Origin of the sequence: Sphingorhabdus arenilitoris (assembly GCF_042651485.1) — a bacterium.
GTDB lineage: Bacteria > Pseudomonadota > Alphaproteobacteria > Sphingomonadales > Sphingomonadaceae > Sphingorhabdus_B > Sphingorhabdus_B arenilitoris.
Map to the genome: position 1 here is coordinate 207,277 of NZ_JBHSDH010000013.1, position 18,394 is coordinate 225,670.

Genomic DNA, 18,394 nt, shown 5'->3' on the forward strand with positions numbered 1-18,394 from the left:
CTAGCCGCTACACCGTCATTGCGGCATAGGCTTTGGCTATTATGACGCCCACGACCCTTGCGACCGCCCCTTATGCCTGTCACCCCGATGAAAGCCGGGGACGGCCGCACCGGGAAGCGGGCAGCGATGTGCGCGGCCCTCGCAATATATTCCAACGCGACCGTGACCGGATTATTCACAGCATTTCTTTTCGCCGTTTGCGCCACAAAACGCAGGTGTTCGTCTCGCCCGATGGTGACCATTACCGCGTGCGCCTGACCCATAGTTTGGAGGTCGCGCAGATTGGCCGGACGATCGCACGGGCGCTGGGTTTGAACGAGGATTTAACCGAGGCGCTGTGCCTTGCCCACGATATTGGCCATCCGCCTTTCGGCCATGCGGGTGAAGATGCCCTGGAAGCAGCACTGCAACCGTATGGCGGGTTTGACCACAATGCGCAGACGCTGCGCACCTTGATGAAACTGGATTCGCCCTATCCGTTATGGCCGGGGTTAAATCTCAGCTGGGAATTGCTGGAGGGGTTGGCCAAGCATAATGGGCCAGTGGACAATCCGGGATGGGCGCTGAAAGAGGCGAATGATAGCTTTGACCTGAACCTATCCCAATGGTCGTCGCTGGAGGCGCAGATTGCGGCGGTGGCCGATGATATTGCCTATGATAATCACGATATTGACGATGGCATCCGCGCCGGGCTGCTGTCGGTGGAACAGCTATGCGAACTGCCCTTTGTTGCAGAGAGGTGGCAGGGGATATTGGCCCGTTATCCGGGCGTTGCAGCAGGCCGGTTGCTACCCGAATTGGTGCGCGAACAAATTGGTGTGATGGTCAATGATGTGATCGCCGCGACGCAGCAGCGTATATCCGAAACCGGCGTGATCAACGCCGATGATATTCGCCAAGCCGGACAAATGATCGGAGGATTTTCCCCGCAAATGGCCGAGCAGGAGCGGTCGTTGAAAAAATTTATGTATGCAAATCTATATCATCATCCCACGCAGGTCGATGCCGCCGCACGGGCGCGCAAGATCATAGAGGCGCTTTATGGTGCCTATATGGAGCGCGCCGATTGCTTGCCAGCCGAATGGCGAGCTGGCCTGCCCACGGATGAGCCAAAGCGCAGCCGCTATATCGCGGATTTCCTTGCGGGGATGACCGACCGTTATGCCGAAAATCGCTATTGTGAACTATTTGGAGAGCAGCCGTGACCAAGAGGATATTGATCGTCGGTGCAACTGGCCTGGTCGGGCGGCATTTGACGGAAATCCTGGCGCAATATCGGCCGCAATATGACATTCATATCCTCATCCGCCGCGCTTTGGGGCCAGATGAGCCCGCTTTTCCGGTGAATATCACCGTGCATATCGCCCCGCCCGAAGAATGGAGCGCGCAAATAGCACAGATTAAACCGGACGCCGCGGCATCCTGCCTTGGCACGACGATCCGCGATGCAGGGTCGCAGGCGGCATTTCGCGCGGTTGATCTGGAACTGGTTGCCGATGTTGCGCAAGCCGCGAAAACCGCCGGATGCGGGCATTTCCTGTCCGTCTCCTCGCTGAGCGCCAATAGCAAGGCGGCGCTATTCTATATGCGCACCAAGGGTGAGGCGGAGGATGCGATCCGCGCCTGCGGTTTTGCCCGCACCGATATAATGCAGCCCGGCCTGCTGCGCGGGGACCGGCGAGGACCGGTGCGCTATGCCGAAAATTTTGCCGCAATCATCAGCCCGCTGTCCGATATGATGCTATGGGGAGCGATGCGCAAATATCGTTCCATTGCGGGGCGCGATGTGGCCAGGGCGATGGCGGCGTTATTGGCGGAAGAAGGCGCAGGCGATTTCATCCACACCCATGACGATATAGTGCGCTTCGCAGCAAAAATCGGGGGATAAGGCTTTCGCCTAATTGACTCTCGCGGCGGCAGGCGTCATTGCCGAATCAATCGCAGGCAGTGCGGGAGAGCCTGCGGCCTTGTCCGCAGCGCCGAAGGAGCAACCGCCCCGGAATCTCTCAGGCAAACGGACCGCTGCTGTCACGTGCGATTCTCTGGAAAGCGCTCCAAGTTGGGGCCACCGAAGGGGTAAGTGCGCCGCAAGGCAAGCGAAAGCTCTCAGGTATAAGTGACAGAGGGGGCAGCGCGCTGGGCATTTCCGCCCTGCGTGGCTGTTACTCTTATGCCCGGAGAATGATGTGCACGACTACGATGAAATGCCTCCCATCGAAATACTCGATCTGCCCTTAAATGACTGGCACCGGGCGCAGGGCGCGCGGATGGTCGAGTTTGCGGGCTATCATATGCCGATCCAATATGAAGGTATCATGGCCGAACATAGCTGGACGCGGACCAATGCTGGACTGTTCGATGTATCGCATATGGGGCAGTTGATGCTGTCGGGCGATGGCGCGGCGCAGGCGCTGGAACGGTTGGTCCCTGGCGATATCAGCGCGCTGGGCGAAGGGCGAATGCGCTACTCGCTGCTGCTGGCCGAGGATGGCGGGATCTTGGACGATATGATGGTGACCAACACGCCGATGGGTTTGTATCTGGTCGTCAACGGCGCAGTGAAACACGAAGATATGGGCTATCTTCGCAGTGAGTTACCCGATGAAGTTACCATCAATTATATGGATGACCGGGCGCTATTGGCGCTGCAAGGGCCAAAGGCGGTGGATGCGCTCGCTCGCCTGATCCCACGCGCGGCGGGCCTGTATTTTATGGAAGCAGACAGCTTCATTTGGGGCGAGCACCCCCTGTGGATCAGCCGTTCGGGCTATACGGGCGAGGATGGTTTTGAAATCTCCGTCCCCGCCGATATTGTGCAGCAATTGACCGAGGCGCTGTGTGAGCAGCCGGAGGTTAAGCCCATCGGCCTTGGCGCGCGCGATTCGCTGCGGCTGGAGGCGGGGCTGCCGCTTTACGGGCATGATCTTGATCCCGCGATTGATCCGGTGCAGGGCGATCTGGCCTTTGCGATATCTAAAACCCGCCGCGCAGAGGGCGGATTTTGCGGGTGCGAGCGGATATTGGCAGCGTTGACGGATGGTGCTGACAAGAAACGCGTGGGCTTTGCCGTGGAAGGCCGTATGCCAGTGCGCGAAGGAGCGCCGATATTCGCAGAGGGCAATCAGGTCGGCGTGATGACATCGGGCGGTTTTGCCCCCTCCGTTGGCGCGCCCATCGCCATGGGCTATGTCGCAACCGCGCATAGCCAAGCGGGCACCGAATTAGAGGCGGAGGTGCGAGGTAAGCGAATTGCCGTGACCGTCGCCAAAATGCCTTTCATCGCTCATAATTATCACAGAAGAGGAAAAGCCCAATGAGCCGCTATTTTACCGAAGAACATGAATGGATTGATGTGGACGGCGATGTCGCCACCGTTGGCATTACCGATTATGCCCAGGAACAATTAGGCGATATTGTTTTTGCAGAGGTTCCCGCATCCGGCACACAGCTGAAAAAAGGCGGCGATGCTGCAGTGGTCGAATCGGTAAAGGCCGCATCCGACGTCTACGCGCCGGTCAGCGGTGAAGTGCTGGAGGGGAATGACGCGCTGGAAGGCGACCCGGCACTGGTCAATAGCGATCCCGAAGGCGAAGGCTGGTTCTTCAAACTGACGCTGAGCGATCCGTCGGAGCTGGAAGGTTTGATGAGTGCAGATGCGTATAAGGCATTTGTTGACGGGCTGTAATAGGAAGGGCGGATATTATTCGATATTGTTTGAATAATCACCCATAAGGAATTGAAAATGCGTTATTTACCCCTGACCGATACCGACCGCAGCGCGATGCTGGGCGTGATTGGCGCAAAGAATATAGATGACCTGTTCGTGGATGTACCCGAAACTGCGCGGCTGTCTGGGCCGATCGAAGGATTGCCCATGCATGCCAGTGAAATGGCGGTCGAGCGGCATTTCTCCGCATTGGCCCGTCAAAATATGGCGGCGGGGCATCATCCCTTCTTTCTGGGCGCAGGGGCCTATAAGCATCATGTTCCGGCCAGCGTTGACCATATCATTCAACGCGGAGAATTCCTGACCGCTTACACCCCGTATCAGCCCGAAATTGCGCAAGGCACGCTGCAAATGCTGTTTGAGTTTCAGACACAGGTCGCGCGGCTATTTGGCTGCGATGTGGCCAACGCATCGATGTATGATGGTTCGACGGCATGCTGGGAAGCGATCAGCATGGCGGGACGCGTGACGAAACGCAGCAAGGCAGTGCTGTCATCCGGCCTCCATCCCCATTATGTCAGCGTCGCGGGCACCATGGCGCGTTTCACCGGCGATACCTTGCTTTCGGCCCAGCCCGAAATGACGGCGCAAGGTGATGCAGACCGGCTATTGGCGGCAATCGACGGCGACACCAGCTGCGTCGTGGTGCAATATCCCGATATATTAGGACGGATAGAGGATATGTCCGCCATCGCCGCAAAAGCGCATGAATATGGCGCTCTGCTGATCGCGGTGGTGACGGAGCCAGTGGCTTTGGGCGCGATTAAGTCGCCGGGCGAAATGGGCGCGGATATTGTCGTGGGTGAAGGGCAATCGATTGGTGTCGGCCTGCAATTTGGTGGACCTTATGTGGGGTTATTTGCCTGTAAGCAAAAATTTGTCCGGCAAATGCCCGGCCGCCTGTGCGGGGAAACGGTCGATGCCGAGGGCAAACGCGGCTTTGTCCTGACGCTATCGACCCGTGAACAGCATATTCGCCGCGAAAAAGCGACATCGAATATCTGCACCAATAGCGGGCTGTGCGCATTGGCCTTCAGCGTGCATATGACTTTGCTGGGTGAAAAGGGACTTCGCGATCTTGCGACGCTCAATCATGGCCTCGCCGTGCAAACCGCCGACCGTTTGGCGCAGATTGATGGTGTCGAGGTCATAAATAAAAGCTTTTTCAACGAATTTACGGTGAAACTTAATAAACCGTCTCGGGACATTGTCCGCGATTTGGCCGACCGAAAAATCCTCGGCGGTGTGTCGCTGGGCCGGTTATATCCGGGTGAGGCAGCACTGGAAAACGGGTTGCTGATCGCTGTGACCGAACTTGCCACCGAAGAGGGGATCGAGGCGTTGGCGCAGAATTTAGAGGAGTTGTTGGCATGAGCGGTATCAACGAAAGCGGCTGGCGTCCTGAAATGGGTGAGGCGGGATCGGCAGCGCCGATGACTTACACCGGCAACCGGGCGCTGATGCTCGAAGAAGCGCTGATTTTTGAGATTGGTAGCATGCAAACGACCGGCGTTGATATTTCTCCCCTCCCGCCTGCGGGAGGGGCCGGGGGTGGGCGAGAAAGCCCTAACCCCTCCCGCAGGCGGGAGGGGAACAGGCTCGGCGGGTTGGAACGCAATCGCGACATTGGCCTGCCGGGACTGTCCGAGCCAGAGACAGTGCGCCATTATACCCGGCTCAGCCGCCAAAATTACGCCATCGATCTGGGCTTTTTCCCATTGGGCAGCTGCACGATGAAGCATAACCCGCGCCTCAATGAAAAAGTGGCGCGGATGAAGGGTTTTGCCGATGTTCACCCGCTCGCGCCGGTGCAAAGCGTGCAGGGCGCGTTGGCGGTGATTCACCAATTGGCCCATTGGCTCGTCACCCTGACCGGGATGGAAAGCGTCGCGATGTCGCCCAAGGCGGGCGCGCATGGCGAGCTTTGCGGTATTTTGGCGATACGTGCGGCATTGGAGGCACGCGGCGATGCGCGTTCGGTGGTCCTGTGCCCCGAAAGCGCACATGGCACCAATCCAGCGACTGCGGCCTTTGCCGGATATGAAACCGAAAATATCCCAGCGACCCCCGAAGGACGGGTGGACCTGGAGGCGTTGAAGGCGCGGCTGGGGCCTGATGTGGCTGCTGTGATGATAACAAATCCCAATACTTGCGGACTGTTCGAGCGTGATCTTAAGACTATTTCTGATCTTGTCCACGCGGCGGGCGGCTTTGTTTATTGCGATGGCGCGAATTTCAATGCGATTGTCGGGCGGGTGCGTCCGGGCGATTTGGGCGTCGATGCGATGCATATCAACCTGCATAAAACATTCAGCACCCCGCATGGCGGCGGCGGTCCGGGCAGCGGCCCTGTCGTTTTATCGAAAGCGCTCGCGCCTTTTGCGCCGCTTCCTTTTGTCGAAAAGCAGGGCGATCAATATATCCTGATCGAAGAGGAAATTGCCGGACAGCATCATGGGCAAAGCTTTGGCCGGATGACCGCATTCCATGGGCAAATGGGCATGTTCACGCGGGCGCTATCCTATATTATGAGCCATGGCGCCGATGGCCTGCGGCAAGTGGCGGAAGATGCAGTGCTCAACGCCAACTATCTGCTGCGCAGTCTGGAAGATGTTTTGGACGCGCCGTTCGCGGCGTCCGGGCCATGTATGCACGAAGCCTTGTTTAGCGATAAGGGACTGGCCGAGGGCTTTTCAACGCTCGACATTGCCAAGGGCCTGATCGACGAGGGCTATCACCCCATGACGGTCTATTTCCCGCTGGTGGTGCACGGCGCAATGTTGGTGGAGCCGACCGAAACGGAAAGCAAGGCGGTGATGGATCAGTTTATCGGAGCAATGCGCAGCGTCGTCAGCCGCGCAAAGAAAGGCGATGCATCGCTCAGATCCGCACCGCATTTTGCCCCGCGCCGCCGGCTCGACGAAACACAGGCTGCGCGTAAACCCGTGCTGGTATGGCAAGAACCGGAGCAAGCGGTCGCAGCGGAGTGAGCGGCGGGCCCCGCCCCTTTGTCTTTGACGAAAGCGGGGAGGCGAAACGCTTTGCTCCTGCCACTTTGCGCAACCGGGACGCGATAGCCGATATTCTGCGGCCAATATTGCCCGCCAAGGGCCGCGTGCTGGAAATTGCGAGCGGAACGGGCGAGCATATCGTCCATTTCGCTGCGTTATTTCCCGCCCTGCAATGGCAACCCAGCGATCCCGATCCGCTGGCGCTCGCGTCGATAGCCGCTTGGCAGTTGGAAGCGGCGCTGACCAATATCGCGCCCGCGTTGCAATTGGATGCGGCGGCGCAGGATTGGCCAGTGGTGGGGGCGGACGCGATCATCTGCATCAACATGGTCCATATCGCGCCCATCGAAGCTGCAGCGGGCCTGATGCGCGGGGCGGGGCGGATATTGCCGCCGGGCGCGCCGCTCTATCTTTATGGTCCGTTTATCGAAGCGGCTGTGCCGCTGGCGCCGAGTAATGCCGAATTTGATCAATCGTTAAAAAGCCGCGATCCGCGCTGGGGCCTGCGGTCGCTGGAGCAAATCACCGCGCTCGCCGCCGAGCATGGCCTGACGCTGGATCAGCGGACCGAAATGCCCGCCAATAATCTCAGCCTGATTTTCCGGCGCGGGGCTTGACCGCCCCTGTGGGCGATCAGTTAACCTGCCGGTCATAGCCCGCCCAATAAGGCGCGCGCAGGTCTTTGCGTAATATTTTGCCCGATGCGTTGCGGGGCAGGGCGCCGATCACATCGACCGACTTGGGCACCTTAAATCCCGCCAGCCGCTCACGGGTCCACGCGATCACACTGTCCGGATCGATCTCATGGCCCGCTTTGGGCACACAGACCGCCTTCACCGCTTCGCCCCATTTTTGATCAGGGATGCCGATTACGGCGACCTCCAATATATCTGGATGGCCGTAAATCGCGCTTTCGACCTGTGCCGGATAGACATTTTCGCCGCCCGATATGATCATATCCTTCACCCTGTCGTGGATGAAGACATAGCCGTCATCATCCATATAGGCGGCATCGCCGGTGCGGATCCATCCATCTTGTCCCATGGTGCTGCGCGTTTCGTCGGGCAGGTTCCAATAGCCGAGCATATTATTGGACGAGCGGGTCATTAACTCGCCAACGGTGCCGCGCGGCACTTCGTTGCCTGCGTCATCCGCAATTTTCAATTCCACGCCCGGCAACGCCTTTCCGGCGGCGCGCATCCGGTCATTACCCTGCGGATCATGGTCCTCCGGCGGCAGGCAGATAATCGTGCCCGTTGTTTCGGTCATGCCGTAAACTTGAATAAATTCGCTGCCAAATATCGCCAAACATTGGCGCAGCAGTTCGAGCGGGATGGGCGCCGCGCCATATAGGATATATTTCAGCCTGCTATAATCCACCATCTTGCAGCGCGGATGGTTGATCAACATTTGCAGCGCCGCGGGCACAATGAATAACCGGGTGATGCCGTTATTTTCCACCGCATCGAAAAATCCATCTGGCGTAAATTCATCAAGCACATGGCCAGGCAATCCCGCCGCAATGGCCATGACGCCAAGCCCGGTTCCGCCAATATGGGCGCAGGGCATGGCGATCAATATTACTTCATCATCGGCCAGCTGCAAATAGGCGATGTCGCCGTAATTATCGTTGAGCCTGAGCGCAAATAGGTTGCGATTGGACAGCACGGCTCCTTTCGGATTGCCGGTGGTGCCGCTGGTGTAAAGCTGCAAAACCGGATCATCATGGCCGCTGGGCTCGAATTCTGCGGGCGTGATGCTTGTGATCATTTGCTCGGCTGTCTCCGCCGGGATGATATGGCCGACACCGGGCGTCTGTTCGCGAATGGAGTCCAGCGCGCCGTCAAACCCGCGTCCGGTAAAGACCGCTTTGGCACCGGTATCATTGATGATGAAGGCCCATTCGGCAGGCGCAAGCCGCCACCCCACTGGCACCATGACAACGCCCATCCGCGCCGCGCCGTAAAATAACGTGAAGTAAAGGTCGCTATTTTTCCCGGCCCAGGCAATCCGGTCGCCTTTTTCCAACCCCAAATGCTGAAGCATCCCCGCGACCTGCGCGGTGCGCCGTTCGAGATCGCTAAAGGTCCACACCCTGTCTTCTTCGGTCAACGCGGGGCTATTCGGACGATCGGCGGCCCAATGGCGGATAAATTCGTCAAATGACAGAAATGGCAATTTCTCAGCAATCATGATTTTCTCCTCTGGAAATCGAGCATACATAAATTCATTTACAGCGCCAGAGCGCATTGCAACGCACAGCCTGCTCGGCTACGCGCTCAAACCATGCTGAATATTTCGGGAATCACCGTGCGTCTTGGCGGGCGCACTATATTGGAACGCGCGACCGCTGCGCTGCCGACGGGCGCGCGCGTCGGCCTGATCGGGCGCAATGGTGCGGGCAAAACAACCTTGATGAAAGTGATTGCCGGCTTGTCTGAACCCGATGATGGCAGCATCGAAATGCCGAAAACGGCGCGGATTGGCTATATTGCGCAAGAGGCACCAGCCGGTGACCAAACGCCGTTTGAAGCCGTGCTGGCCGCCGATACCGAACGCGCTGCATTGCTGGCCGAGGAAGAAGGTAGCGATGACCATCACCGCATTGCCGATATTCATGAACGGTTGATTGCGATTGACGCGCATACCGCGCCCGCGCGCGCCGCCCGCATATTGGTCGGGCTGGGCTTTGACGAAGAAATGCAGCACCGGCCGCTCGACAGCTATTCGGGTGGTTGGAAAATGCGGGTTGCGCTTGCCGCGCTGCTTTTTTCGGAGCCAGATATATTATTGCTCGATGAACCTTCGAACCACCTCGATTTAGAAGCGACGATGTGGCTGGAAAATTTTTTGAAAAGCACGCGGGCAACGATGGTTTTGATCAGCCACGAACGCGACTTGCTGAACAATGTAGTGGATCATATCTGCCATCTGGAGGGCGGCAAGACGACGCTTTATGTCGGCGGATATGATGCCTTTGAAAAGCAGCGGGCCGAACGGCTGGCGCAACTGGAATCGGCAAGGGCCGCGCAAGAGGCGCAGCGCGCAAAGCTGCAGGATTATATCGCACGCAACAGCGCCCGTGCATCGACGGCAAAGCAAGCGCAAAGCCGGGCCAAGGCACTCGCAAAAATGCAGCCGATTGCTGCTGCTGCCGAAGACCCGTCGCTCACTTTTGATTTTCCCAGCCCGGACGAATTAAAACCGCCATTGGTGACGCTGGACCTTGCGGCGGTTGGCTATACGCCCGGTCAGCCGGTGTTGCAGCGGCTCAACCTGCGCATCGACCCGGATGAGCGGGTGGCGTTGTTGGGCCGCAACGGCAATGGAAAGACAACATTGGCCCGGCTAATTGCCGCGCAATTGCCGCCGATGGAGGGCAATATTGCGGTTTCGGGTAAAATGCGGGTCGGCTATTTCACGCAATATCAGGTGGAGGAGCTGGACACAGGTGACACGCCGCTGGAGCATATGACGCGGGAGATGAAGGGCGCAACACCCGGTGCGGTGCGGGCGCAGCTTGGCCGGTTCGGCTTTTCCGGGCAAAAAGCAGAAACGCTCGTTGGTAAGCTGTCGGGCGGCGAACGCGCGCGGCTTGCGCTGGCGTTGATTACCCGCGATGCGCCCCATATGCTGATCCTGGACGAGCCCACGAACCATTTGGACGTCGATGCCCGTGAAGCATTGGTTCAGGCGCTCAATGCCTATGACGGCGCCGTTGTGATTGTCAGCCACGACCGGCATATGATCGAAATGACCGCCGACCGGCTGGTGTTGGTCGAAAGCGGGGAAGCGAATGAATTTGCCGGAACGCTGGAAGATTATACCGACTTCATCCTCAGCGGTTCTGATAAATCAGCGGGCGGGGATAAGGCAAAACCAGCTAAGCGCGACAAGAAAGAGGAGCGGCGGCTGGCCGCTGCCGCACGGGAGGCGCAAAAAACCGCCCGCAAGACATTGAATGCAGTGGAAGCGGAAATGGAAAAGCTAACCAAGCGTCGCTCCGAAATTGACCGCGCCATGTTTGATCCTGCCAGTGCCGTAGGCGATGATGCAAAGCGCACGATGAGCGAATTGTCGCAGCTGCGCGGTGAAGTGCAAAAACAAATCGATGCCGCCGAAGCGAGATGGATGGAAGCCAGCGACGTGTTGAGCCAATAGAGGTGATGTGACTGACGGTCGGTTGAGCTCAAAGAGTTTGAGTTGCCGCCTCCCGTCACCCTGAAACGAGTTCGGAATGACGGGGTGAGGGTAATGGCAATCTTCTGCAATCCCCCTGGTTAAACCCGTGCATATTGCGGCTTTCGGCGGGCATACGCACGATCATGCCGTCCATTTGGCCGGTGAAGTCGGCCCATCAGCAGATGCCGAATTTTGCGCGGGGTTATAGTATAAACCTATAGCCTAGGTGATGGACCCCCGCCTTTGCGGGGGTGACTATGTTCTTAAACAAAAATCTAATTAAACGAACCGCTACAGATCCGGAGCCTACAACGCTGCTATCGCGGCTTTGACCGCATCTTCCAATTCTGGGTGGCAAATGACCAGGTCGGGCAGGTAGCCGTCGGGCGCATTATACCGCATCGGCGACCCATCGATGCGGGCGCAATATAGGCCGGCGGCTTCGGCCACGGCGACGGGGGCGCAATTGTCCCATTCATATTGGCCGCCGGTATGCAAATAGACATCCGCTTCACCGCGTACCACCGCCATCGCTTTGGCGCCTGCGCTGCCCATCGGCAATAGGTCCGCGCCGAGTATTTTGGCCACCGCCACGGCTTCGGCGGCGGGGCGCGTACGGCTGACCAGCATTTTGAGGGGTGTGTTCAGCGCTTTCAGCTTGGGCGGACCAGCCGAGGTAAGCGTGAGGTCCAAAGCGGGCAGGGCCACCGCGCCCACCGTGGCAATGCCGCCAATGGAAAGCGCGACATGGACGGCCCAGTCGCTGCGGCCCTCGCTATATTCGCGGGTGCCGTCCAGCGGATCGACAATCCACACGCGGCTGGCCGATAGCCGCGCGTCGCTGTCTTTTTCCTCCTCGCATAATATCGCGTCTTCGGGCCGAGCGATTTTCAGCTCGCGCATCAACAATTCATTGGCACGTGCATCGCCGGCTTGGCCCAATTCCTTGCCAGACAGGTCCCCCTGATTTTGCAGTGCCAGCAATATTTCGCCCGCCTCGCGCGCCAGCCGTTCGGCGAGCCGGACATCCGATTCTTCGATGGTCATGCCAATAGCCGATCGACGATCATATCCGCCGCTTGTTCGGGTGTCATCGCCATCGTGTCTATCCGCAATTCTGGGTTTTCCGGGACTTCATAAGGGCTATCGATACCAGTAAAGTTTTTCAGCTGGCCCGACCGTGCTTTTTTATACAGTCCCTTCACATCGCGGCGCTCTGCCTCCGCCAGCGGGGTGTCGATGAAAATTTCGATAAATTCCCCGCTTTGCATCATGTCGCGTACCATTTTCCGTTCTGCGCGAAACGGCGAGATGAAGGCAGTGACGACGATCAATCCGGCATCGGCCATCAGCTTCGCCACTTCGCCCACGCGGCGGATATTTTCGATACGGTCGGCTTCGGTAAAGCCCAGATCTTTATTCAGTCCATGGCGGATATTGTCACCATCGAGCAAGAATGTATGCCGGTTCATCCGGTGCAGTTTTTTCTCAACCAGATTGGCGATCGTCGATTTGCCGGAGCCGGAAAGCCCAGTAAACCATAGCACAGCGGGCTTCTGATTCTTCAAATTGGCATGGGCTTCGCGGCTAACGTCGAGCGCTTGCCAATGGACATTTTGCGCGCGGCGTAAGGAGAAATTGAGCATACCGGCACCAACGGTGGCATTGGTAACCTTATCAATCAGGATAAATCCGCCCAAGCTGCGGGAGGCGGCATAGCTTTCAAAAACGATGGGTTTGTCGGTGGTAATCTCCGCAACGCCAATGGCATTCAGGTCCAGTGTCTTTGCGGCGAGATGATCCATCGTGTTGATATTTATACTATATTTGGGTTCTTTCACGGTTGCGCTGACCAATTGTGGGCCTAGCTTCAACAGATAGGCACGGCCCGGGATCAAATCATCGTCGGACATCCATACGATACTAGCCTCAAACTGATCGGCGGTTTGCGGCGGATTGTGAGCGGCGGCGATAACATCGCCTCTGCTGCAATCGATTTCATCTTCAAAGCACAGCGTAACTGATTGACCTGCAACGGCTTTATCGAGGTCGCCGTCCATTGTGACGATGCGGCTGATCCGGCTTGTCTTGCCCGAAGGCACCACACGCACCGCGTCCCCTTTGGCAACTTCGCCGCTAGCAATCTGACCAGAGAAACCCCGGAAATCCAGATTGGGCCGATTGACCCACTGCACCGCCATCCGAAAAGGCTTCGCCTGATCCGCATCGACGTTAATCTCAACATTTTCAAGATGTGGAACCAGTGAAGGCCCGGAATACCAAGGGGTATTGGGCGAGGGGGCGGTGATATTATCGCCCTTAAAACCCGAAATTGGCATAGCGGTAAAATCAGCGATACCGATGCTATTCGCAAATTCGCGGTAATCGGCGACAATGTCGTCAAAAACCTGCTGACTATAATCGACCAAATCCATTTTGTTGACCGCCAGCACGATGTTGCGGATACCGAGCAAATGCGCCAGATAGCTGTGCCGCCGGGTTTGCGTCAGCACGCCTTTGCGCGCGTCAATCAAGATAATAGCAAGATCGGCGGTTGACGCGCCGGTGACCATATTGCGGGTATATTGCTCATGCCCCGGCGTATCAGCGACGATAAATTTGCGCTTTTCGGTGGAGAAAAAACGGTAAGCGACATCGATCGTGATACCTTGCTCGCGCTCCGCCGCCAAACCATCGACGAGAAGAGCAAAGTCAATCTCCTGACCTTGTGTACCGACCCGTTTGCTGTCGGCCTCCAATGCCGCCAGCTGGTCTTCAAAGATCATTTTGCTGTCATAGAGCAACCGTCCAATCAGCGTCGATTTGCCGTCATCAACGCTGCCGCAGGTGATGAAGCGGAGCAGAGATTTATGCTGATGCTGTTCGAGATAGGCATCGATATCGGACGCAATCAATTCTTCGGTTTGATACGAGGATGACATCAGAAATAGCCCTCCTGCTTCTTCTTCTCCATACTTGCGGCCTGGTCATGGTCAATCACGCGGCCTTGCCGTTCGGATGTCGTGGTCAGCAGCATTTCTTGGATCACTTCGGATAGAGTTGCCGCTTCGCTTTCCACCGCCCCGGTCAGCGGGAAGCATCCCAACGTGCGGAACCGCACCGAGCGCTCGGTAATCTCAGGCATTTGCCCCATCACACGCTCCAACCGTTCAATATCGTCCGCCATAAATAGCTGTCCTTCATGGACGTAGGTTGGACGCCGTGCGGCGAAATAGAGCGGTACAATGGGAATATCTTCTAACTGAATATATTGCCAAATATCGAGCTCGGTCCAATTGGAGATGGGGAACACACGTATGCTCTCGCCCTTTGCCTTGCGCGCATTATACAGGTTCCAAAGTTCGGGGCGCTGATTTTTGGGATCCCACCGGTGATTGGCCGACCGAAAGCTGAAAACGCGTTCCTTTGCCCGGCTTTTTTCCTCATCGCGCCGTGCTCCGCCAAAGGCCGCATCAAAGCCATATTTATCGAGCGCCTGTTTTAAGCCTTCGGTTTTCCACATATCGGTGTGAAGAGCGCCATGGTCGAATGGATTGATACCGCGCTCGTGGGCTTCTGGATTTTGATAGACCAACAGTTCCATACCCGATTCCGCAGCCATTTTGTCGCGCAACCGGTACATGTCCTGAAATTTCCAAGTGGTATCGACATGGAGTAAAGGAAATGGCGGCGGGCTGGGATAAAAGGCTTTCCGGGCAAGGTGCAGCATAACCGCGCTATCCTTGCCCACGGAATACATCATAACTGGCTTTTCAGCCTGCGCTACGACTTCACGCATGATATGGATGCTCTCGGCTTCAAGCCGCTGCAAGTGGGTCAGTGTCTGAGTCATATTCCCGGTCATTGCCGCCTCTCGCTATCGGCGACAAGCAGAAATGGCTTTGCCACTTGTTAGTTTAACTTTGCCGGGCGGTGGTAAGGCTATCGTCCGATGCTGCTATAGCTAAAACCAGCTTCTTCGGCCTGTGCTTGATTGTAAATGTTACGCATATCGATCAAGGCCTTGCCTTTCATAACGCTGCGTAATTTTTGAAGATCCAGCGCACGATAGGCATCCCATTCCGTAACAATCGCTACTGCATCTGCATCGGCGACCGCGTCATAGGCGCTATTTACCATTTCGACTTCAGGCATGATTTTCGCGGCTTCTTCCATGCCTTCGGGGTCATGTGCGGCAATATGAGCGCCTGCATCCAGCAAGGTTTGCACAATGGCTATCGACGGTGCATCACGCATGTCATCGGTATTGGGTTTAAAGGTCAAACCAAGCAGCGCGACTTTTTTACCGCGGGCATCGCCGCCCATGGCTGCGATGACTTTTCGGCCCATCGCGCGTTTACGCAAATCATTCGCTTCGACGACCGCAGAGACGATTCGTACCGGACTTTCATTATCCTGCGCGGTTTTCAAAAGCGCCAACGTGTCTTTGGGAAAACAGCTGCCGCCGTAGCCGGGGCCCGCATGCAGGAATTTTGCGCCGATCCGTCCATCGAGACCGATTCCGCGCGATACATCTTGGACGTTAGCACCCAATTTTTCGCATAAATCTGCCATTTCATTGATGAATGTGATCTTGGTCGCGAGAAATGCATTCGCCGCATATTTAATCAGTTCCGACGACCGGCGGCTGGTAAATAATATCGGCGATTCATTTAGGAATAGCGGCCTGTATATGGCGTGCATAACGTCTTTGGCCCAGTCTTCTTCGCTGCCGACGACAATTCGGTCGGGGCGTTTGAAATCACCAATGGCCGCGCCTTCACGCAAAAATTCGGGATTAGATACAACAGCAAATTCCAGTGATGGATTGGCTTCTTTAATAATCCGCTCCACCTCATCGCCTGTTCCTACTGGTACAGTCGATTTGGTTACAATGACGGTTTTTGGATCAATGGCCCCGGCCAATTCTTCGGAAGCGGCATAGACATAGCTTAAATCTGCATGGCCATCCCCCCGGCGCGACGGTGTTCCGACAGCGATAAAGACGGCGTCGCACCCTTTCACAGAGGCCGCCAGATCAGTTGAGAAACTCAGTCGCCCCGCATCGACATTGGTTTTTACCAGATTGTCGAGGCCCGGTTCATATATCGGCATGATATTGTCATTCAGCCGAGCGATTTTGCTTTCATCTTTATCGACGCAAATGACCTGATGTCCAAAGTCGGCGAAACACGCCCCCGAAACAAGGCCGACATATCCCGATCCAATCATTGCGATTTTCATAATGTACCAATCTGTTTTTCAATAATAGGGTGGTTGCGCTTTAGGAAGCTTGGCGCTTTTCGGCAAGCCTATCAAAGGCCTTTATAGCTGCGATACCAGTTGACGAAAGCCGGAATACCCGTGTCGATGCTGGTGCGCGGCTGGTAACCCATATCGCGGCTGATATCCTCAATATCGGCATAGGTCGCGGGAACGTCACCGGCTTGCATATCCATCATGACCTTTTCCGCTATTTTGCCGCATGATTGTTCAATAATCTCAATAAACCGTCCCAATTCCTCCGCCTGATTATTGCCGATATTGTAGATCGCATGCGGGGATTGGCTGCCTCCAGGCTTGATGACCCCATCGTCGCGCGGGTGGTTGCCCAATACCGCCAGCAATCCGCCTACAATATCGTCGATATAGGTGAAATCGCGGCGCATTTTGCCATGGTTGAAAACTTTGATCGGTTTGTTGTTCAATATCGCCTCGGTAAACAGCCAAGGCGCCATTTCCGGTCGGCCCCAAGGGCCATAGACGGTGAAGAACCGCAATCCGGTGAGCGGGATGCGGTACAGATGGGCGTAGCTTTCGCTAATCAGTTCATCCGACTTTTTTGTCGCGGCATAGAGGGAAACGGGTTGATCCACTCGGTCCGTTACGCTGAACGGGATTTTGGCATTTTGGCCATACACGCTCGACGAAGAGGCATAGACCATGTGTTCCGTCCCCCGGTGGCGGGCCAATTCCAGTATATTTAAATGACCGACCAGATTGGCCTGTATATAGGCCCGCGGATTTTCCAGCGAATATCGCACGCCGGCTTGCGCACCCAGATGGATGATGTGATCGAATTTATGAGGTGCAAGCGCTGTTTCTAATGCTTCATGATCGGCAAAGTCACATTTCAAAAACGTAAAATCGCCGCCCAATTTTTCCAATTGAGTTAACCGGTCCAGCTTCAGCTGGGGATCGTAATAATCATTCAGATTGTCGATACCCACGACCGCGCGTCCATCAGACAATAGCCGGTGGCATATATGATAGCCGATAAACCCCGCGCAGCCGGTGACAAGGATGGAGGATTTGGTCACTGGCCGCTATAATCCGATTGTTTGACGGTTACAAATATGGGGGCGACCATCGTCAACGCCATGATTATTGTCAATGGATAGAAAAGCGCCCCGTCGACCATTGCGATTGTTATCAGCGTCAAAAATCCTGCTAATCCGGCATATCCAGACAGCGGAGTCTTACTGCTGCGTTTCAGGATGGCCAACATAAATAATATCATTAAGCCGCCCGCGGATGCTGCTCCAATCACGCCCCAATCATAAGTGAACTGAAGGATGAAATTGTGAGGATGATTAAAGTCAATACCGTAGGCAGCGTTCATATTGGCGTTAAAGGTACCAGCGCCATGCCCGGCCCAGGGGGCTCTGCCAATCTCTGTGATAGTGTTCATCCAAATTTCCATGCGGCCACTGGTCACATTTCCGGGTGCCTGGAGCTTATCGGCAAAACGAAATAACCCGAACGAGGCGTTTGGTAACGGTAGAGTTAATGATGCCGCCAATCCGCCTAAAAAGCAGATAGCCGCCGCAGCCAATTGCCGCAGAGCGGGACATTTTCGCATAATGAAAAGCGATGCTAAAATACCAGTTACCATGCCAAATAATGCGCCACGGCTGCCGCTCCAAGCGATGAACATCGTAATCAGAAAAATCGCGGCCCCATAGCGCCAACGATATTTGTCATTACCAAAAAAGAGTAACGCAAAAGGAGCAAGAGCAGGGATGGCGATAATATTGGCAATTTGACGTATGTTGGTTGCCGACGGAAGCCGCAACATCCAAGGGAAATTTGCTGGATCCGGAACCGTTAGAGCAAATGCAGTCAAGGTCATAATATAACCCAATATCCCGGCCGTTATAATCAAAAACCAGATGTTGGGATCAAATCCCTTGCCGTTCCGTATCAAGTGGATCAGGGCTGCCAGAAACAAACCGTGGAGCATAAACCGTAACAGCGTCAGGAGGGAAGTCGCATGATCCTGTGCAATGACCAAACTGCTGAAAATTGCTAATATCGCCCATACGCCTAGCAGGAGTTTTGCGGATTTTCCCATCGCCGAGATAAACTTGCTGGGCAGCATCCCGCAACGCAGCGCGATGACGATCACACATATTTCCCCGATCATTGCTGGTATCGAAAAATGGCGCATCGCGAACCAGCCGCCGGTCATTCG

At 56.0% G+C, this 18,394-nt stretch carries 15 protein-coding genes and 2 riboswitches; of the genes, 8 read left to right on the top strand and 7 right to left on the bottom strand.

From position 1 onward, the window contains the following. Positions 1–41 precede the first annotated feature (41 nt). The 7 genes from ACFOWX_RS05065 to ACFOWX_RS05095 all read left to right on the top strand — a co-directional run bounded on the left by ACFOWX_RS05065 (position 42) and on the right by ACFOWX_RS05095 (position 7,355). Positions 42–1,205, top strand: a complete 1,164-nt coding sequence (locus ACFOWX_RS05065) for a deoxyguanosinetriphosphate triphosphohydrolase (protein WP_381421945.1) — start codon at positions 42–44, stop codon at positions 1,203–1,205. Beyond that, entirely contained in the window at positions 1,202–1,888 is a 687-nt protein-coding gene (locus ACFOWX_RS05070) for an NAD-dependent epimerase/dehydratase family protein (RefSeq protein ID WP_381421947.1), read from the top strand. Before ACFOWX_RS05065 ends, ACFOWX_RS05070 begins: the two co-directional genes overlap by 4 nt. A gap of 52 nt (positions 1,889–1,940) precedes the next feature. Continuing rightward, a riboswitch (glycine riboswitch) is annotated at positions 1,941–2,032 on the top strand. After that, a riboswitch (glycine riboswitch) is annotated at positions 2,033–2,133 on the top strand. A 71-nt stretch (positions 2,134–2,204) separates the two neighbouring features. Next, entirely contained in the window at positions 2,205–3,317 is a 1,113-nt protein-coding gene (gcvT, locus tag ACFOWX_RS05075; RefSeq protein WP_381424916.1) for a glycine cleavage system aminomethyltransferase GcvT, read from the top strand. Then, positions 3,314–3,685, top strand: coding sequence for a glycine cleavage system protein GcvH (gcvH, locus tag ACFOWX_RS05080; protein ID WP_381421949.1), 372 nt, complete (start codon positions 3,314–3,316; stop codon positions 3,683–3,685). Before gcvT ends, gcvH begins: the two co-directional genes overlap by 4 nt. Positions 3,686–3,742: 57 nt before the next feature. Then, entirely contained in the window at positions 3,743–5,101 is a 1,359-nt protein-coding gene (gene gcvPA, locus ACFOWX_RS05085; RefSeq protein ID WP_381421950.1) for an aminomethyl-transferring glycine dehydrogenase subunit GcvPA, read from the top strand. After that, entirely contained in the window at positions 5,098–6,717 is a 1,620-nt protein-coding gene (gene gcvPB / locus ACFOWX_RS05090; protein WP_381421952.1) for an aminomethyl-transferring glycine dehydrogenase subunit GcvPB, read from the top strand. The genes gcvPA and gcvPB overlap by 4 nt, the downstream gene beginning before the upstream one ends. Further along, entirely contained in the window at positions 6,714–7,355 is a 642-nt protein-coding gene (locus tag ACFOWX_RS05095) for a DUF938 domain-containing protein (RefSeq protein WP_381421954.1), read from the top strand. The genes gcvPB and ACFOWX_RS05095 overlap by 4 nt, the downstream gene beginning before the upstream one ends. 16 nt (positions 7,356–7,371) lie before the next feature. On the opposite strand, the gene ACFOWX_RS05100 is transcribed toward ACFOWX_RS05095, so the two are convergent. Further along, entirely contained in the window at positions 7,372–8,931 is a 1,560-nt protein-coding gene (locus ACFOWX_RS05100; RefSeq protein ID WP_381421956.1) for a fatty acid--CoA ligase, read from the bottom strand. Positions 8,932–9,024: 93 nt separating this feature from the next. Here ACFOWX_RS05100 and ACFOWX_RS05105 point away from each other — a divergent pair, with 93 nt between their 5' ends. After that, positions 9,025–10,899, top strand: coding sequence for an ABC-F family ATP-binding cassette domain-containing protein (locus ACFOWX_RS05105; RefSeq protein WP_381421958.1), 1,875 nt, complete (start codon positions 9,025–9,027; stop codon positions 10,897–10,899). A gap of 327 nt (positions 10,900–11,226) precedes the next feature. On the opposite strand, the gene ACFOWX_RS05110 is transcribed toward ACFOWX_RS05105, so the two are convergent. From ACFOWX_RS05110 to ACFOWX_RS05135, 6 genes are all read right to left on the bottom strand, one after another. Continuing rightward, the gene (locus ACFOWX_RS05110) at positions 11,227–11,967 is read right to left on the bottom strand and encodes a 3'(2'),5'-bisphosphate nucleotidase CysQ (protein ID WP_381421960.1); all 741 of its coding nucleotides are present in this window, start codon (positions 11,965–11,967) and stop codon (positions 11,227–11,229) included. Continuing rightward, entirely contained in the window at positions 11,964–13,862 is a 1,899-nt protein-coding gene (gene cysN, locus ACFOWX_RS05115) for a sulfate adenylyltransferase subunit CysN (RefSeq protein WP_381421962.1), read from the bottom strand. The genes ACFOWX_RS05110 and cysN overlap by 4 nt, the downstream gene beginning before the upstream one ends. Next, a complete protein-coding gene (gene cysD, locus ACFOWX_RS05120) occupies positions 13,862–14,773 on the bottom strand; it encodes a sulfate adenylyltransferase subunit CysD (protein WP_381421964.1) in 912 nt (303 codons plus the stop codon). Before cysD ends, cysN begins: the two co-directional genes overlap by 1 nt. A gap of 89 nt (positions 14,774–14,862) precedes the next feature. Further along, a complete protein-coding gene (locus ACFOWX_RS05125) occupies positions 14,863–16,164 on the bottom strand; it encodes a UDP-glucose dehydrogenase family protein (RefSeq protein ID WP_381421966.1) in 1,302 nt (433 codons plus the stop codon). A gap of 71 nt (positions 16,165–16,235) precedes the next feature. After that, positions 16,236–17,240 (bottom strand): SDR family NAD(P)-dependent oxidoreductase, encoded by a 1,005-nt coding sequence (locus ACFOWX_RS05130; protein WP_381421968.1) that lies wholly within the window; start codon positions 17,238–17,240, stop codon positions 16,236–16,238. Next, positions 17,237–18,391: an O-antigen ligase family protein gene (locus ACFOWX_RS05135; RefSeq protein WP_381421970.1), complete on the bottom strand. Its 1,155-nt coding sequence runs from the start codon at positions 18,389–18,391 to the stop codon at positions 17,237–17,239. Before ACFOWX_RS05135 ends, ACFOWX_RS05130 begins: the two co-directional genes overlap by 4 nt. Positions 18,392–18,394 lie beyond the last annotated feature (3 nt).

Bases quoted from the DNA above. Each gene is read 5' to 3' on its own strand.
- ACFOWX_RS05065 (WP_381421945.1), top strand. From the start codon at position 42: ATGACGCCCACGACCCTTGCGACCGCCCCTTATGCCTGTCACCCCGAT.
- ACFOWX_RS05125 (WP_381421966.1), bottom strand. From the start codon at position 16,164: ATGAAAATCGCAATGATTGGATCGGGATATGTCGGCCTTGTTTCGGGG.
- cysD (WP_381421964.1), bottom strand. From the start codon at position 14,773: ATGACTCAGACACTGACCCACTTGCAGCGGCTTGAAGCCGAGAGCATC.
- gcvPB (WP_381421952.1), top strand. From the start codon at position 5,098: ATGAGCGGTATCAACGAAAGCGGCTGGCGTCCTGAAATGGGTGAGGCG.
- ACFOWX_RS05110 (WP_381421960.1), bottom strand. From the start codon at position 11,967: ATGACCATCGAAGAATCGGATGTCCGGCTCGCCGAACGGCTGGCGCGC.
- gcvT (WP_381424916.1), top strand. From the start codon at position 2,205: ATGCCTCCCATCGAAATACTCGATCTGCCCTTAAATGACTGGCACCGG.
- ACFOWX_RS05105 (WP_381421958.1), top strand. From the start codon at position 9,025: ATGCTGAATATTTCGGGAATCACCGTGCGTCTTGGCGGGCGCACTATA.
- gcvH (WP_381421949.1), top strand. From the start codon at position 3,314: ATGAGCCGCTATTTTACCGAAGAACATGAATGGATTGATGTGGACGGC.
- cysN (WP_381421962.1), bottom strand. From the start codon at position 13,862: ATGTCATCCTCGTATCAAACCGAAGAATTGATTGCGTCCGATATCGAT.
- ACFOWX_RS05135 (WP_381421970.1), bottom strand. From the start codon at position 18,391: ATGACCGGCGGCTGGTTCGCGATGCGCCATTTTTCGATACCAGCAATG.
- ACFOWX_RS05100 (WP_381421956.1), bottom strand. From the start codon at position 8,931: ATGATTGCTGAGAAATTGCCATTTCTGTCATTTGACGAATTTATCCGC.
- gcvPA (WP_381421950.1), top strand. From the start codon at position 3,743: ATGCGTTATTTACCCCTGACCGATACCGACCGCAGCGCGATGCTGGGC.